Raw genomic sequence first — 14,343 nt, forward strand, 5'->3', positions numbered from 1 at the left:
CCGGCAGCGGCTGCACTCTGCGCTCGACTACCGCACCCCAGCCGAAGCCCTCACCGACTACCAGATCCGCATCGCCGCCTGACCAGCAAACCCACGAGGACCTGTCCAAGATCCTTGACACAGCTCACCCGGCCTGCCCGCTGCCGATGACCAATGGGTCGAGTGTCGTGCTCATCGCTCGGCTCCTCCTTCCATGGGTCCGGAATCAGGCGACCTGGTAGCCGGCTTCGGCGATGGCCGACCGGACGGCGGCCGGGTCGGCGGCGCCGGTCACCGTCACGGTCTTGGCTTCGATGTCGACGTCCACGCCAGTGACGCCGGGAACCTCGCCGACCTCACTGGAGATGGCGTTGGCGCAGTGGCCGCAGCTGATGGTCGGCACGGACAGTACGAGCTGGTTCATCAGATTTCTCCTTGCCGGTGATAGCGAGCCGCACCAGATCCGGCTCGCCGCGGATGACAGCAGCCTGCGCCGGCGCGCTGTCCGCCGCCTGTCCCCGGGATTCGGCCCCGCTGTCCGTGCTGGCGCCGCAGACGACGGCCCGGACAGCGAACAGGCAGCGGCCCGACAGCCACAGCTGGGACCTTGTCGTCACCGCAGCCCGCGCCCGGTGGTCGCGTCATCACCATCACCTTCGCCGTCGACGCCCGCCGACGTCAGCTCATCAACCGAAAGGACGTGAACCCCGTGCAGATCGCCATCCTGCTCTTCGACCGGTTCACCGCGCTCGACGCGATCGGCCCCAACGAAGTGCTCACCCGCCTGCCCGGTGCCGAAACCGTCTTCGTCGGCGAGCGCGTCGGCCCGGTGCGTACCGACCTCGGCAGCCTCGCGCTGCCGGCCCAGGCCACCCTCGGCGAAGTCACCCGACCGGACATCGTCGTGGTGCCCGGCGGACCCGGCCAACAGGCGCATATGGCCGACGGCCCGATCCACGAATGGCTGCGCGCCGTGGACAAGACCACGACCTGGACCACCTCGGTGTGCACCGGCTCGCTGATCCTGGCCGCAGTGGGCCTGCTCACCGGCCGGCGGGCCGCGTCGCACTGGCTCGCCCTCGAACAGCTACTGGCGCTGGGCGCGATGCCCACCGGCGACCGGGTGGTGTTCGACGGCAAGTACGTCACCGCCGCCGGCGTCTCCTCCGGCATCGACATGGCACTCACTCTCGCCGGGCGGATCGCCGGCGACGCCACGGCCCAGATGATTCAACTGGGCATCGAGTACGACCCGCAGCCGCCCTACACCGCCGGCTCCCCGGACACGGCCCCCGCCGAGATCGCCGCCATGCTCCGGGCCAACCCGGCCCTGGTCCTGTCCTGACCCCCGCGTATTCCGGAAAGGAACCCGACATGCCCGTCACCACCCACCTCGTCAACGGCATGACCAGCCCCGACTGCGCCGACCACGTCCGCGCGGAGGTAGGCAGGTTACCGGGCGTCAGCCGCGTCCAGGCCGACGCCGCCACCGGCAGGGTCACCGTCACCAGCGTCAGCCCCATCGACGCAGGCGCGGTGCACGCCGCGGTGCAGCGGGCCGGCTTCGTCCTCGGCGAACCGGCCCGCTCCCGGAGCGGCTCGTGGTGGCCGTTCGTGCGGCACTACCTGGAGATGATGGTGTCGATGGTCGTCGGGATGGTCGTGTTCGGCGCCGCCGTCAACGTGGCCCTGTCGCTGCTCGGCGTTCCGGACCTGTTCGACGGTACCGAGGTGAGCTCGCTGGTGATGGCCACCACCATGACGCTCGGGATGTCGCTGTGGATGCGCTACCGCAAGCACGGCTGGGCGAGCATCGCCGAGATGGGCGCTGCCATGTACGTGCCGTTCCTGGTGCTGTTCGTCCCGTACTGGGCGGGCCTGCTGTCCGGGCACGGCGTCATGATGTGGGGCCACGTGCTGATGCTCCCGTTGATGGCCGTCGCGATGATGTGGCGCCGCGACGAGTACACCGGCCACCACGGGCACGCGCACTGAGCCGGCGGCCGCGTCACCGAATCCGACTGTCAGAGAGGGCTCACCGTCATGTCAGCCGCGACCGACGTGCGTCAGTCCAAAGGCGCGACCGTTCGCTTGTTCTCCGCGCCGTGGCCGGTACGCGCCACGTTCCGGGTCCTCGAACACACCGCACCCGGGCTGGGCGCGCGATGGGCCGAGCAGATCTGGTCCACGCTTCCCCGGCCGAAGCAGGAGCGCGCACCGCGAGCCGTTCCGCCGATGCCGCCGGAGCCCTTCACCATCGCCGTCGACGGCCATCAGGTGATCGGTGAGTCCTGGGGCGAAGGGCCACCGGTCTACCTGGTACACGGCTGGGGCGGGTACGCCGGACAGCTCGCCGCGTTCGTCCCGGCGCTGGTTTCCCTGGGGTACCGGGCCGTGGCGTTCGACATGCCCAGCCACGGCCGGTCCGCTCCGGGGGTCTTCGGCCCCCGATCGTCGTCGATCCCGGAGTTCGCCGGGGCCCTGGCAGCGGTCGCGGCGACCTTCGGGCCGGCTCACGCCGTCATCGCGCACTCCATGGGCGGCACCGCTACGGCGGCGGCCCTGCGCGACGGACTGCCGGTGCGGCGAGTCGCCCTGATCGCCCCCATGGCCAGCCCGGTGGCGCACCTACGCCAGCTCGCCGACGTGCTCGGCTTCGGGGAGCGAACCCTCCGGCGACTACAGGTGCGGATCGGACACCGCATCGGCGCCCCCATGCACCACTTCGACGTGCCGGATCTCGGCCGTACGGTCGCCGTACCGCCCACGCTGGTCGTCCACGATCGCGACGATGCGTCGACGCCGGTCGCCGACGGCGAAGCGATCGCCGCCGCCTGGCCGGGCTCCCGGCTGCGGGTAACCTCCGGCCTGGGTCATCGCCGAATCCTGCGCGACCCAGCGGTGGTCGCCGAGGTGCTGGATTTCGTCTCCACCTGAAACGACCGCGTCCACGATCGTGTGAGGAGCCTTCCATGCGTATCCACCACCTCAACTGCGCCACGATGTGCCCGCCCAGCCGGCGGCTGGTCAACGGCACCGGCGGGCTGTTCGAAGCCGGCCGCATGGTCTGCCACTGCCTGCTCGTCGAGACCGATGACGGTCTGGTACTGGTCGACAGCGGGTTCGGCACCGCCGACGTCCGGGACCCGGCCGCCTCGCTCGGCGCGCGGTTTCTCCGTACGACCCGGCCGCGGCTGGACATGAACGAGACCGCGGTGGCCCAGGTCGCCGCCCTCGGCTACCGGCCGGAGGACGTGCGGCACATCGTGCTCACCCACCTCGACCTCGACCACGCCGGCGGGCTCGGCGACTTCCCGTGGGCGACGGTGCACGTCCACGCCACCGAGTACGAGGCGGCGCTGCGCCGGGAGAGCGCCGGCGAGCAGCGCCGGTACCGCCCCAACCACTGGGCGCACGGCCCCAACTGGGCGACGTACCCCAGCGCCGACGGCGAGAAGTGGTTCGGCTTCGACGCGGTGCGCCAACTGCGGGGACTGCCGCCGGAGATCCTGCTGGTACCCCTCGCCGGGCACAGCCGCGGGCACACCGGGGTCGCCATCGACACCGGTGACCGGTGGCTGTTGCACGCCGGCGATGCGTACTTCTTCCACGGCGAGGCCGACCCGGTCCGGCCGGCGTCGACGCCGTTCCTCGGGCTGTTCCAGACCATGGTTCAGATCGACGGCCGGGCGCGGCGGGCCAATCAGGCGCGGCTACGCGAGTTGCGCGCCGCGCACGGTGACCGGGTCGAGGTCTTCTGCGCCCACGACGAGGTCGAGCTGGCCCGCTACACCCGGACCGCCGAGCGGACCTGAGACGAGCCCGCTGCCCTCGGGCCACGCCCGCACCCGGCGCCATCCACGACCGCACGTCGGTACGGGCGGCACCGAACAGGACTGAGGCGACATCGCCGGGCCGGCCCGGTTCGATGAGGACGGCTACCCCCGTCCGCGTCCAGCCGTCAGGCACGCGGTGTCACCCCCGCCGAGCGGGTCCGCACCCGCGCGCTAGCCTCCGCGCCGACGCTCCCGGCCCGAACGCGTGCCGTCACACCGCCGCGTCGACCGGGTCGAACGGGCCGGCAACAGGGCCGCGCCTGAGGACAAGGCCGCCCCACACGTGATGGGCGTCGTGGAACAGCAACCATCACTCGTCGCCGACCCCGCTCGGCTGCAGCACCTTGTAGGTGCCGAAAATGTCGTCCGGGCAGGTCAGGCGGCGTGCTGGTATTCGTGGAGGATGCCGCCGAGGCGGTCGCGTCGTCGGACGTCGAGGTGGTTGATTCGGCCTGGTTTGGCGATCGGTTGGGGCAGCGGGCGTAGGGGTGCCGCGGCGTGGAGCGCCCGGTGGGGCCGGTGTTCGTTGTAGAACGTTTCGTACTCGCGGAGCGCGGAGAAGGTGGGCCCGGTTGACGATTAGGGTTCGGTCGAGGAGTTCGGATCGGCAGGTCCGCACCCAGCGTTTCATGATCGCGTTCATCCTCGGTACTTTGATTCCGCTCCGACGCCCCTATGTTTGTCAAGCCTGTGAGCTGGCTGGCGTTGTGCCCGGTGGTTGCAGAAGGTTGTAAATCTCGCGGGCGACGTAGCGTTTCAGGCAGCGGATGATCTCCCGGCGCGTCTTTCCTTCGGCGGTACGCCGCTCGATGTAGGCGTGGGTGCGGGGATCGCAGCGCAGCCGGGTCAGCACGATGCGGTAGAGGGCGGCGTTGGCGTGCCGATCGCCGCCGCGGTTGAGGCGGTGGCGCTCGGTCTTCCCCGACGACATCTCGATGGGGCTCACCCCGCACAGCGCGGCGAACGAGGCTTCGCCGGCTAGTCGGTCGGGGTTGTCGCCGGCGGCGATGAGCAGGGCGGCGGCACTGTCGGGGCCGACACCGTGGCGTTGGAGCAGCTGTGGGGCGTGCGCGGTAATGACGTCGGTGAGGCGTTGATCCAAATCGCGGATCTCGTCGGTGAGGTTGAGGATGCGCTGGGCGAGCTGGCGCAGGGTGTAGACGGCGGCGGTGGCAGCGTCAACGGGTTCGACGGTGGGCAGCGTGACGCAGCGGCGAATGAGGGTCATACGCCCGAGCCCTGACAGTGATTGCCGCAGCAGCGGGTCGGCTGACACGAGGACGGCTTTGAGCTGGTTGATTGCCTGGGTGCGGGACTTGACCGCGGAGGCCTTGGCCAGCTTGAACATGCGGGTCATCTCCACCGGCCCGTCGCCGGTCTTGGCGATGGTGGTGGCCCGACCGGACAGCACCGCGTAGGCGGCGGCCTGCGCATCGATGGCATCGGTCTTGCCGCGTCGACGTCGGGCGGCCCGGTCGGGCCGGTTGACCTCGATGATGGTGATGCCCTGGGTGCGTAGGTAGCGGGCCAGCGCCGCGCCGTAACAGCCGGTGCCCTCCACTCCGGCCCGTCGCAGGCGTCCGAATCCGCGTGCCCAGGCCAGCAGTTTCCGGTAGCCGACGGCGGTCGCGGGGAACGCTCGCTCGGCGACCGGCGCACCGAGGTTGGTGATCACCGCGGCGACATGGGTGCCCTGATGGCTGTCCACGCCCAGGACCACCTGCTCGGCGTCCGGCTGTTCTACGTGGGGGTGGTGCTGCGGTGCCGGCTTGGTCTGCGGCATTCTGGTCATGGTTGTTCGTCTCCTGACCGACTCGGGTACGGATGGCCGTCGTCGGGCCGGGCGAGGCGGTCAGAACTGTGATGGTGCCTTGTAGCGGCAAGGCCCCTATCGGGACACGCCCGCCGGTCCGGCGGCAGCATGCACTGTCCCGGCCGGCGGTCGACAGGTCGGAGCGAAGGCATCCAGGCCAGTTGCGTTGCGGGTCAGACCGTCGCCGGGAGAGCACGCCCCCACCCTTGCAGAGGCATCGACCACACTCACAGTTGCGTTGAGCGTTGACAAGATCGAGGCAGGCTTGACAGGTGAAGCTGTCGACCCGTCCTCGCCCGTGGCTGCCGCCGAAGTCGGCGTTCGACGGCTTCCGGTTCCCACCCGAGGTGATCGTCGTCGCGGTGCGCTGGTACCTGCGGTTCAATCTGTCCTATCGCGACGTTGAAGAGCTACTGGTCGAGCGCGGCGTCGAGGTCGACCACGTCACCGTTTACCGGTGGGTGCAGCGGTTCACCCCGCTGCTGGCCGACGCCGCTCGTTTCACCCGCCACTCGCCAGGTGATAGGTGGCACGTCGATGAGACCTACGTGAAGGTCAACGGAGTCTGGCGCTACGTCTACCGGGCGGTCGACCAGTACGGGAAGGTCATCGATGTGCTGGTCTCGGCGCGCTGGGACGCCGACGCGGCCCGGCGGTTCTTCCGACGAGCGCTATCGGCGTTGAAGGTGACACCCCGTGAGGTGGTCACCGACGCAGCAGCGGTCTACCCCGGCGTCCTGGACGAGTTGATCCCGTCGGCGTGGCACCACGTGGAGCAGTACGCCAACAATCCGATCGAGGCTGACCACGGTCGGCTCAAACACCGACTGAGACCGATGCGCGGGCTACGGACCGATAAGACAGCACAAGTGATCATCGCCGGACACGCCTTCATGCAGAACCTTCGACGTGGCCACTACGAACTCGCCGTCGACGCCCCGCCGATGACGCGGGTCGCCGCTGCGTTTGCCGAACTCGCGCTGGCGATCTGACCTCGGACCGACCCGGGTTCAATGCGTCCGCCGATCCCACAACGCAACGGCGCCACTGAACTCGGGGCAGTCTCATATACCTATGCGCTCGGTCATGACGATCCATGCAGACAGGTCTTGCGGCAGACGCGCGGTGCCGCCAGACTGCTCGCCATGATGACTGCGGCCCCGGATCGGGACGTGCTCGTCGACACCTTGCGGCGCGAGAGCCGCCGGGTCGTCACGATGGTGCGGCGCGCCGAGCGGCTCAACGCCGCGGTGCCCGGGCTCGCCTGGACCGCCGGCCAGCTCGCTGGGCACCTGTGCGTGGTCTACCGAGCATTCGCCGGCACGGTGCGCGGGGAGCCGTTCGGGCCCGAGTTCGAAAGCGCGATCGGCGACGGCGACACCCTGCCCGAAGTGCTGGCCGCGACGAACGCGCGGATGGTCGAAGAGGTCAACTTCGACAAGCCGTCGGACGCGGCCTACGCGCTTGCGGCGGGCGCGTCGGAGTTGGCCGACGCGCTGTCGGCGAGCCCGGACTTGGAGGTGGCCCGACCCGCGCCCTGGTACGGTCCTGGCGTCACGCGCTATGTCGCCACGCTTGGGGCGATCGGCGTGAGTGAAACCCTCGTGCACGGCCGCGACCTCGCTCTTGCTCTGGGCGGCGATCCCCGGGTGCCGGACGCCGCGGCCGTCTGCGCCGCGCCGACGGTTATGTCCGAGATGCTGCCGTTGCTGGTCGACCCGGAGGCCACCCGCGGGCTCACCGCCACGTTCGAGCTTCGTATCCGTGGCGGGCGAAGCTTCGTGCTGCACATGTCCGACGGGGCCGCGCGCAGCGCGCCCGCCCCGTCCACCGAACGCCAGGTCGACTGTGTGGTATCCCTGTCCGCGGGCGCTGCGCTGCTTATCGGATTCAACCGGATGTCGGTGTGGCGCGCGCTCACCACTGGCCAGGTGATCTCCTACGGTCGTCGGCCCTGGCTCGGGCTGCGGTTTCGCAGCCTGTTCCTGAACCCGTGACCGGCCGGGTGCTCCGGTGAGCGAGGTCAACATCAACTCAACCGCTGAATCGTTGCTGGGCTTCCTGCACGACGGCCCGCAGACCGGCCGGGATCTGGTTGCCCGAGCGGAGCAGACCATCGGGCCATTCTGGTCGCTGACTCGTAGCCAGGCCTATCGGGAGCTGTCCTACATGACTGAGCACGGCCTGGTCGCGCCCGGACCCGTGGGGGCGGCGCGACGCCCGGCCGTACACGATCACGGATGCCGGACGGCAGGCGTTCTCCGACTGGGCCGCCGGCGGGCCCGACAGTGCCACCATGCGGATGCCGCTGTTGCTGTTCGTCGTGCTGGGCCGCCACATCGGCGCCGACCGGCTCGCGTCGATGCTCCTCGAGCAACGCCGCCAGCAGGCCGAGCTGCTTGTGCGGTGTCAAAACCCTGGCATCGTGGGTTACCTGCAGGTCTACGTTCGAGCCGAACAAGGAGTACCTGCGTGAACTGCTGGCCACGCAGATCGATCTGACGACGCTGGGGCGGGGTACGTGCGGGAGGCGCATGAGCGGTTCCAGGAGTTCCAGAACCGGATCCACGGCGGCGAGAAGCCGCCCAGCGAGAGGGTCATTGACTCTCACCGCGCCGAGTTCGGCCGGGAGTACCGGATCGAGACCGAGGCCCGCACCCGGTACGCGAGCTGCGCGAGCCGGCGGAGGTGCGCAGTGGCTGAGCAGAGCCCCCGGCGCGACGAACCGCTCGAGGCGGACGTGATCGACCTGCTGCTGGAGCAGCACGCCCGCATCGAGGACCTGTTCCGTGCCGTGCTGACAGCGACGGGCGACGGCAAGCGTGAGGCCGAGCAGATGCTCGCGGGTTTGGTCAACTTAGCCGACGCAACCGGCATGGACGCCTCGTTCGACCACGAGGTGAACCGGTTTCGGTTGACCGTACTCACGCACGCTCGCAGGAGGAGCGCTGCGAGTTCGGCCGCCTGCGCCAGACGGTCGGCGAGGAGCGAATGCGAGCCCTCGCCGGTGTGGTGCGCGCCGCGGAGGCACTGGCGCCGACCCGGCCGCATCCGTCATTGATGACACCGGCCGCCAACATCCCGTTCGGGCCGGCGCTGGCGGTGGCCGATCGAGTACGCGACAGGCTGCGTGAGGCCAGACACGACAACGAGTAAGAGCGTTCATGCTCAGATAAATGTGATCGTTCGTCCGGCACATCTGACCAAGGTCGACGCGATCACGCCCGGTTCAGCGCTGGGCTTCGAACATCCAGTGCTGTTTCTCCAGGTCCTGCGCCACCGTGGTCAACAGGTCCTGGGTCACCAGATCGGTCTCACCCGTGGTCTCGATACGCTCACGGAAACGCTTGCTCATCTCGGCCAGAATCTCGGTGATCGCGGCGACCACCTTGTCGTCATGCAGGTAGCCGGCGTCCAGCTGGCGGACCTTTGTGCTGTCAGCCACCGTGCGCGCTCGGCCGTCGGGGTTGACCCCGATCGCCACGGCCCGCTCGGCGACCGTGTCCGCATGCCCGCGCGCCAGGTCCACGACCTCGTCGAGCTGCAGGTGGATCGATCGGAAATTTCGACCCTGGAGGTTCCAGTGCGCCTGCTTGGCGAGCAGGTGCAGATCGATGAGGTCGACCAGCGACCCCTGCAACGCGGTGCCGGTCGCCTTGCGCGCGTCTTCCGAGAGAGGGCTCTTCACTGTCGACATCGCGAGGTCTCCTTCAGCGTCGGATCTGCCGCGCTGGCAAGACTTCCCGGCGGCGGTCCGCATAACCAAAATGCCGTGCCAAGACCGACCGGTCGGCGTGGCCATCGGTGAGCCGTCGACGTGGCCTCGGCCCCGGAATCCCGTTCCCGTACTCGGCATGACGGATGCTCGCGCATCGAAGATCTGCAGTGTCAGGCTCAGCGAGACAGTTGGACGTTTCACCGTTTATCGCCTCGGGTACGGCGAAGACCTGCTGTACCCGAGGTGTGGAGGACTCGTCGAGATGGATGCCAGCAAGCCCGCCAAGGCGGTTAAGGACGTCGTGGCGGCCGCCGCCGAGAAGGTGGCCGACGTCCTGACCCCGGACGTTCCCGGTGCGCCGGGCAGCGCCCCGGCAACGGTGGAGGAGCCGACGACGCCGCACGACCCGTTGCCGCCGAAGAAGGAGCAGGGCACGCCCGCGACCGTCACGCCGACCGGCGCGGACACCGGCGTGCCCAGCACGGCGAAGGGGCAGCAGGGTGCGTACCTCACGACCGCGCAGGGAGCGCGGCTGCGGGACACCGACCACTCGCTGAAGGCCGGGCCGCGCGGCCCGATCCTGCTGCAGGACCACCACTTTCGCGAAAAGATCATGCACTTCGACCACGAGCGGATCCCGGAGCGGGTCGTGCACGCGCGTGGCGCCGGAGCGCACGGCGTGTTCGAGGCCTACGGCACGGCCGAGGGGGTCACCAAGGCCGGCTTCCTCAAGAAGGGGAAGAAGACCGACGTCTTCGTCCGGTTCTCCACCGTCCTCGGCTCGCGCGGGTCGGCCGACACGGTCCGCGACACCCGCGGCTTCGCGACGAAGTTCTACACCGACGAGGGCACCTTCGACCTCGTCGGCAACAACATCCCGGTCTTCTTCATCCAGGACGGCATCAAGTTCCCCGACATCATCCACGCCGGGAAGCCGCACCCGGACCGGGAGATCCCGCAGGCCCAGAGCGCGCACGACACGTTCTGGGACTTCGTCTCGCTGCACACCGAGGCGCAGCACCACACGATGTGGAACATGTCCGACCGGGGCATCCCGCGCTCGTACCGGATGATGGAGGGCTTCGGTATCCATACCTTCCGGCTGGTCAACGAGGCCGGGGAGACGGTGCTGGCCAAGTTCCACTGGAAGCCCAAGCTCGGCGTGCACTCCCTGACGTGGGAGGAGGCGCAGCTGCTCGGCGGTATGGACCCCGACTTCCACCGCCGCGACCTGTACGACGCGATCGAGGCCGGTGCCTTCCCCGAGTGGGAGCTGGGAATCCAGGTCTTCCCCGACACCCCGGACGAGACCTTCGAAGGCATCGACCTGCTCGACCCCACGAAGATCGTGCCGGAGGAGCTGGCGCCGGTACAGACGGTTGGGACGATGACGCTCAACCGGACGCCGACGAACTTCTTCGCCGAGGTCGAGCAGGTGGCCTTCCACCCCGGCCACCTGCCGCCGGGTATCGACGTCACCAACGACCCGCTGCTGCAGGCCCGGCTGTTCTCCTACCTCGACACCCAGATCACGCGGCTGGGCGGGCCGAACTTCGCGCAGATTCCGATCAACCGCCCGCATGCTCCGGTCAACGACATGCTGCGCGACGGCTTCCACCAGCACGCCGTCCACGCCGGGGTCGCGCCGTACAAGCCGAACTCGCTCGACGGCGGCAACCCGTTCGTTGCCGGCGACGGCGAGAGCGCGTTCGTCGACGTGCCCGTGACGGTGGCCGAGGCGACCAAGATTCGGGCGAACCCGGTCTCCTTCGACGACCACTACGGCCAGGCCCGCCTGTTCTGGCTGAGCATGTCGCCTTCTGAGCAGGAGCACATCATTCGCGCGTACACCTTCGAGCTGGGCAAGTGCTACGAGCAGGCGATCAAGGAGCGGCAGCTGCGGTGCCTGGCCAACATCGACCCGGTGCTGAGCCGGGAGGTGGCTACCGGGCTCGGGCTTCCCGCGCCGGAGCCGACCGTCCCGCTCGCGGACGTCGCGCCCAGTCCCGCGCTGTCCCAGGTGGGCAGGCAATGGCCGGCCGACGGCCGCATGGTCGGCATCGTCGTCGACCATGCGGCCGACCTCGACGGTGTCCGGGAGCTGCGCCAGGCGGTGTTCGCCGCCGGGATGGTGCCCCTGTTGATTGCTCCTCATGGCGGCATGCTGGGAGACCTTCCGGTGCAGCGGACCTTCGCCACCGGCCGGTCGATCGAGTTCGACGCGCTGCTGCTGGCCTGCGCACCGGTACCCGCACCGGACGCGCTTCCCGCCCGCGACGCCAAAGCCGGCGCGGGTGACCCGGCCACCACCGTGGACCCGCGCGTTGCGCTCCTTGTCGACGAGTGCTGGCGGCACGCCAAGGCGATCGGCGCCTGGGGCGCGGGCGTCTCCGTGCTGACGCAGGCCGGGGTCGTCGGCACGCCCGGCGTCGTCACCGGTGACTCCGCGATGGAGGTCTTCACCGACGTACAGAAGCTGATGGCCGCCCACCGCGTCTGGGAGCGGTTCCCCGCGACAGTCGCCTGAGCGCACCCCAAACCGACACCGGGCTGCCCTCCGCTTCAGGCGGAGGGCAGCCCGCGACATTCCGTAGGAGGCCCAGGTGGTGGACCCTCACGTGGTTGCCCCGGTGGTGGTCCTCGCCGCCGGCACGACCAGGGGAGTGCCGGTGTCCGGGTCGTCGATCACCCGGCACGCCAGGCCGAAGACCGCTTCGATCAAGTCCGCCGTGACGACCTCGGCGGGCGGGCCCTCGGCCACCACCCGCCCGCTGCGCATCGCGATCAGGTGGGTGGCGTACCGCGCCGCGTGGTTGAGGTCGTGCAGCACGGCGACCAGGGTGCGGCCCTGCTCCGCGTGCAGCCGGGCGCACAGGTCGAGGATGTCGAACTGCTGGTGCTGCGGCACGAGGTGGCGGTGCTGCGGCGGCAGGTGGCGCCGCCGTGGGTTGATTGGGCCTACCGGGCGGTACCGGCCGGTCTGGCGCGGTTGCGGGCGGGTTGTTCGTGTGGCCGGCAACGCTGCTGCGCTGGCATCGGGATTTGGTGCGCCGGCGGTGGAGGTACCCGAGCCGGCGCGGTCGACCGCCGATCCGTGCCGAGATCCGCAGCCTGGGCTTTCCCCGAGATATGGACACCCCTTTGTCTGGATCTCTGATCCAGACAAAGGGGTGTCCCGTTGGGGCGTGGCCCTAGGCCGTATCTCGACGTGCGTGTAGCCATTCGTTGATGGCGGTGACGTGGAGGGTGGCTTCGTAGCGGACGGCGAGTTTGTCGAACCTGGTGGCCACGGCGCGGTGGCGTTTGAGCTGGTTGATGCCGCACTCCACGGCATGACGCCGCTTGTAGGTCTCGGGGTCGAAGGCAGGTGGTCGGCCCGTACACCGCCTGCCAGGAGCCGTAACACGCCGGCACGTCCCGCCACGGCGCATCCACCCGCACCCGCCACCGGATGCCGTCGATGAGTTGCCGCCTTGTCCATTGCGGCGGCCGACCGGGTCGCTTGCCCGCGGGCAGCAACGGCTCCAACCGCGCCCACTGCGCGTCGGTGAGGCCGAACCGCCTCGTCACCGCTATGGTGGCCACGAGGTCTCCGGTGTTCAGGTTCTTCTTAGTCGATGAACCCTCTACCGGAGACCTCGCCTTCTATCGATCACCGACACGCCGAACGTACTTCGAGACACGGCCTGGTCGGCGCGGCGCAGCGGGAGCGTCTCGCGCAGGGCCGGTTCGTCGACCTGGATGACGCGCAGCCCGGTCGCCTCCAGGTCGTGGCACTCGTCGCGCAGGGCGAGCGCGACCTGGTCGGCGGTGTCAGACAGGGCCTGGTCGGTGCGCACGAACGACCAGGCCAGGATGGTGACCGGGCCGGTGAGCATGCCCTTGATGTGGCGTCCCGTCCGTGCGGCCGGGGCGGACCCGGCGCTGCCGCCCACGCTGGCGGGCGGCAGCGCCGGCCAGTCAGAAGTCGTCGTCGAAGCTGACGGTGCCGGTGACCCCGACCTGGTATGCCGAGACGCGGCGTTCGAAGAAGTTGGACAGCTCCTGGACGTCCTGTAGTTCCATGAACGCGAACGGGTTGCGGCTACCGTACATGGGTTGGATGCCGAGCATGGCGAGCCTGCGGTCGGCGACGTGCTGCAGGTATTCGCGCATGTCGGCCAGCGACATTCCGGAGATGCCCTGGTCGAGCAGGTCGGCGGCGAACTGGACCTCGCACTCCACCGCCTCGGCGAGCATCTCCTTGACCTGCCGCTGCATCTGCTCGTCGAACAGGTCCGGTTCCTCGGCGCGTACGGCATCGACCACGTCGAACGCGAACGCCATGTGCATGCTCTCGTCGCGGAACACCCAGTTGGTGCCGGACGCGAGGCCGTGCAGCAGCCCACGGGAGCGCAGGAAGTACACGTAGGCGAAGGCGCCATAGAAGAACAGGCCTTCGATGCACGCGGCGAAGCAGATCAGGTTGAGCAGGAACGCCCGCCGGTCGTCGCGGCTGCGCAGCTCGCGCAGGTCGAAGATGGAGTCGATCCAGCGGAAACAGAACTCGGCCTTGCGGGCGATCGACGGGATGTTCTCCACCGCGGCGAACGCCGCGAACCGCTCGGCCTCGTCCGGGACGTAGGTGTCGAGCAGGTTGAGGTAGAACTGGACGTGGACGGCCTCCTCGAACAGCTGCCGGGACAGGTAGAGCCGGCCCTCCGGGGAGTTGACGTGCTGGTAGAGGTTGAGTACCAGGTTGTTGGCGACAATGGTGTCGCCGGTGGCGAAGAACGCCACTAGCCGGGACACCAGGTGCCGCTCCGCGGGGGAGAGCCTGGCCAGGTCGGGCAGGTCGGAGTGCAGGTCGACCTCCTCGACCGTCCAGGTGTTTTTGATCGCGTCCTTGTACCGGTCGAAGAAGTGCGGGTAGCGCATCGGCCGCAAGGTCAGGTCCATGCCGGGGTCGAGCAGCATGTGTCGGGTGGCGGACTCGGCGGTGCGGGGATCGGCAACGG

At 69.3% G+C, this 14,343-nt stretch carries 14 protein-coding genes and 2 pseudogenes; 9 read left to right on the forward strand and 7 right to left on the reverse strand.

Annotation, left to right across the window (positions count from 1 at the left end):
• Positions 1-205 precede the first annotated feature (205 nt).
• Positions 206-403, reverse strand: coding sequence for a heavy-metal-associated domain-containing protein (locus ACNTMW_RS32655; protein ID WP_426637916.1), 198 nt, complete (start codon positions 401-403; stop codon positions 206-208).
• Between the two features lie 183 nt (positions 404-586).
• On the opposite strand from ACNTMW_RS32655, the gene ACNTMW_RS32660 reads away from it, so the two are divergent.
• The 4 genes from ACNTMW_RS32660 to ACNTMW_RS32675 are packed head-to-tail and all read left to right on the forward strand — an operon-like array spanning position 587 to position 3,794.
• A complete protein-coding gene (locus ACNTMW_RS32660) occupies positions 587-1,324 on the forward strand; it encodes a DJ-1/PfpI family protein (protein ID WP_426637917.1) in 738 nt (245 codons plus the stop codon).
• 29 nt (positions 1,325-1,353) lie between these two features.
• Positions 1,354-1,974, forward strand: coding sequence for a heavy-metal-associated domain-containing protein (locus ACNTMW_RS32665; RefSeq protein WP_426637918.1), 621 nt, complete (start codon positions 1,354-1,356; stop codon positions 1,972-1,974).
• A 48-nt stretch (positions 1,975-2,022) separates the two neighbouring features.
• Positions 2,023-2,916, forward strand: coding sequence for an alpha/beta fold hydrolase (locus ACNTMW_RS32670; protein WP_426637919.1), 894 nt, complete (start codon positions 2,023-2,025; stop codon positions 2,914-2,916).
• Positions 2,917-2,951: 35 nt separating this feature from the next.
• Positions 2,952-3,794, forward strand: coding sequence for an MBL fold metallo-hydrolase (locus ACNTMW_RS32675; RefSeq protein ID WP_426637920.1), 843 nt, complete (start codon positions 2,952-2,954; stop codon positions 3,792-3,794).
• 703 nt (positions 3,795-4,497) lie between these two features.
• On the opposite strand, the gene ACNTMW_RS32680 is transcribed toward ACNTMW_RS32675, so the two are convergent.
• Positions 4,498-5,535, reverse strand: a complete 1,038-nt coding sequence (locus ACNTMW_RS32680) for an IS110 family RNA-guided transposase (protein ID WP_426637921.1) — start codon at positions 5,533-5,535, stop codon at positions 4,498-4,500.
• 395 nt (positions 5,536-5,930) lie between these two features.
• On the opposite strand from ACNTMW_RS32680, the gene ACNTMW_RS32685 reads away from it, so the two are divergent.
• From ACNTMW_RS32685 to ACNTMW_RS32700, 4 genes are all read left to right on the forward strand, one after another.
• Positions 5,931-6,620 carry an IS6 family transposase gene (locus ACNTMW_RS32685; RefSeq protein ID WP_426637952.1) on the forward strand — a complete coding sequence of 230 codons (690 nt, stop codon included), beginning with the start codon at positions 5,931-5,933 and terminating at the stop codon, positions 6,618-6,620.
• Between the two features lie 153 nt (positions 6,621-6,773).
• A complete protein-coding gene (locus ACNTMW_RS32690) occupies positions 6,774-7,625 on the forward strand; it encodes a maleylpyruvate isomerase N-terminal domain-containing protein (RefSeq protein ID WP_426637922.1) in 852 nt (283 codons plus the stop codon).
• A gap of 299 nt (positions 7,626-7,924) precedes the next feature.
• Entirely contained in the window at positions 7,925-8,104 is a 180-nt protein-coding gene (locus ACNTMW_RS32695) for a hypothetical protein (protein WP_426637923.1), read from the forward strand.
• A gap of 45 nt (positions 8,105-8,149) precedes the next feature.
• Positions 8,150-8,689 carry a hypothetical protein gene (locus ACNTMW_RS32700; protein WP_426637924.1) on the forward strand — a complete coding sequence of 180 codons (540 nt, stop codon included), beginning with the start codon at positions 8,150-8,152 and terminating at the stop codon, positions 8,687-8,689.
• Between the two features lie 168 nt (positions 8,690-8,857).
• Here the strand turns inward: ACNTMW_RS32700 and ACNTMW_RS32705 are convergent, their stop codons facing one another.
• Complete coding sequence (locus ACNTMW_RS32705) at positions 8,858-9,430, reverse strand: Dps family protein (RefSeq protein WP_426637925.1); 573 nt, start codon at positions 9,428-9,430, stop codon at positions 8,858-8,860.
• A gap of 178 nt (positions 9,431-9,608) precedes the next feature.
• Between ACNTMW_RS32705 and ACNTMW_RS32710 the strand changes: the two genes are divergently transcribed.
• A complete protein-coding gene (locus ACNTMW_RS32710; protein ID WP_426637926.1) occupies positions 9,609-11,873 on the forward strand; it encodes a catalase in 2,265 nt (754 codons plus the stop codon).
• Positions 11,874-11,960: 87 nt separating this feature from the next.
• Here the strand turns inward: ACNTMW_RS32710 and fecE are convergent.
• The 4 genes and pseudogenes from fecE to ACNTMW_RS32730 all read right to left on the reverse strand — a co-directional run.
• A pseudogene (gene fecE / locus ACNTMW_RS32715) lies at positions 11,961-12,239 on the reverse strand (Fe(3+) dicitrate ABC transporter ATP-binding protein FecE); the annotation flags it as partial.
• 482 nt (positions 12,240-12,721) lie between these two features.
• A pseudogene (locus ACNTMW_RS32720) lies at positions 12,722-12,931 on the reverse strand (transposase); the annotation flags it as partial.
• Positions 12,932-12,972: 41 nt separating this feature from the next.
• Entirely contained in the window at positions 12,973-13,281 is a 309-nt protein-coding gene (locus ACNTMW_RS32725; protein WP_426637927.1) for a hypothetical protein, read from the reverse strand.
• A 25-nt stretch (positions 13,282-13,306) separates the two neighbouring features.
• Positions 13,307-14,302 carry a ribonucleotide-diphosphate reductase subunit beta gene (locus ACNTMW_RS32730; RefSeq protein ID WP_426637953.1) on the reverse strand — a complete coding sequence of 332 codons (996 nt, stop codon included), beginning with the start codon at positions 14,300-14,302 and terminating at the stop codon, positions 13,307-13,309.
• Positions 14,303-14,343 lie beyond the last annotated feature (41 nt).

The sequence above is a fragment of the Planosporangium spinosum genome, from assembly GCF_049999945.1.
GTDB classification, from domain to species: Bacteria; Actinomycetota; Actinomycetes; order Mycobacteriales; family Micromonosporaceae; genus Planosporangium; species Planosporangium spinosum.

What these genes read in the sequence shown, in the direction of transcription:
- ACNTMW_RS32655 (WP_426637916.1), bottom strand. Translation starts at nt 403, where the DNA reads ATGAACCAGCTCGTACTGTCCGTGCCGACCATCAGCTGCGGCCACTGC.
- ACNTMW_RS32665 (WP_426637918.1), top strand. Translation starts at nt 1,354, where the DNA reads ATGCCCGTCACCACCCACCTCGTCAACGGCATGACCAGCCCCGACTGC.
- ACNTMW_RS32670 (WP_426637919.1), top strand. Translation starts at nt 2,023, where the DNA reads ATGTCAGCCGCGACCGACGTGCGTCAGTCCAAAGGCGCGACCGTTCGC.
- ACNTMW_RS32675 (WP_426637920.1), top strand. Translation starts at nt 2,952, where the DNA reads ATGCGTATCCACCACCTCAACTGCGCCACGATGTGCCCGCCCAGCCGG.
- ACNTMW_RS32690 (WP_426637922.1), top strand. Translation starts at nt 6,774, where the DNA reads ATGATGACTGCGGCCCCGGATCGGGACGTGCTCGTCGACACCTTGCGG.
- ACNTMW_RS32695 (WP_426637923.1), top strand. Translation starts at nt 7,925, where the DNA reads ATGCGGATGCCGCTGTTGCTGTTCGTCGTGCTGGGCCGCCACATCGGC.
- ACNTMW_RS32705 (WP_426637925.1), bottom strand. Translation starts at nt 9,430, where the DNA reads ATGGCCACGCCGACCGGTCGGTCTTGGCACGGCATTTTGGTTATGCGG.
- ACNTMW_RS32710 (WP_426637926.1), top strand. Translation starts at nt 9,609, where the DNA reads ATGGATGCCAGCAAGCCCGCCAAGGCGGTTAAGGACGTCGTGGCGGCC.
- ACNTMW_RS32730 (WP_426637953.1), bottom strand. Translation starts at nt 14,302, where the DNA reads ATGCTGCTCGACCCCGGCATGGACCTGACCTTGCGGCCGATGCGCTAC.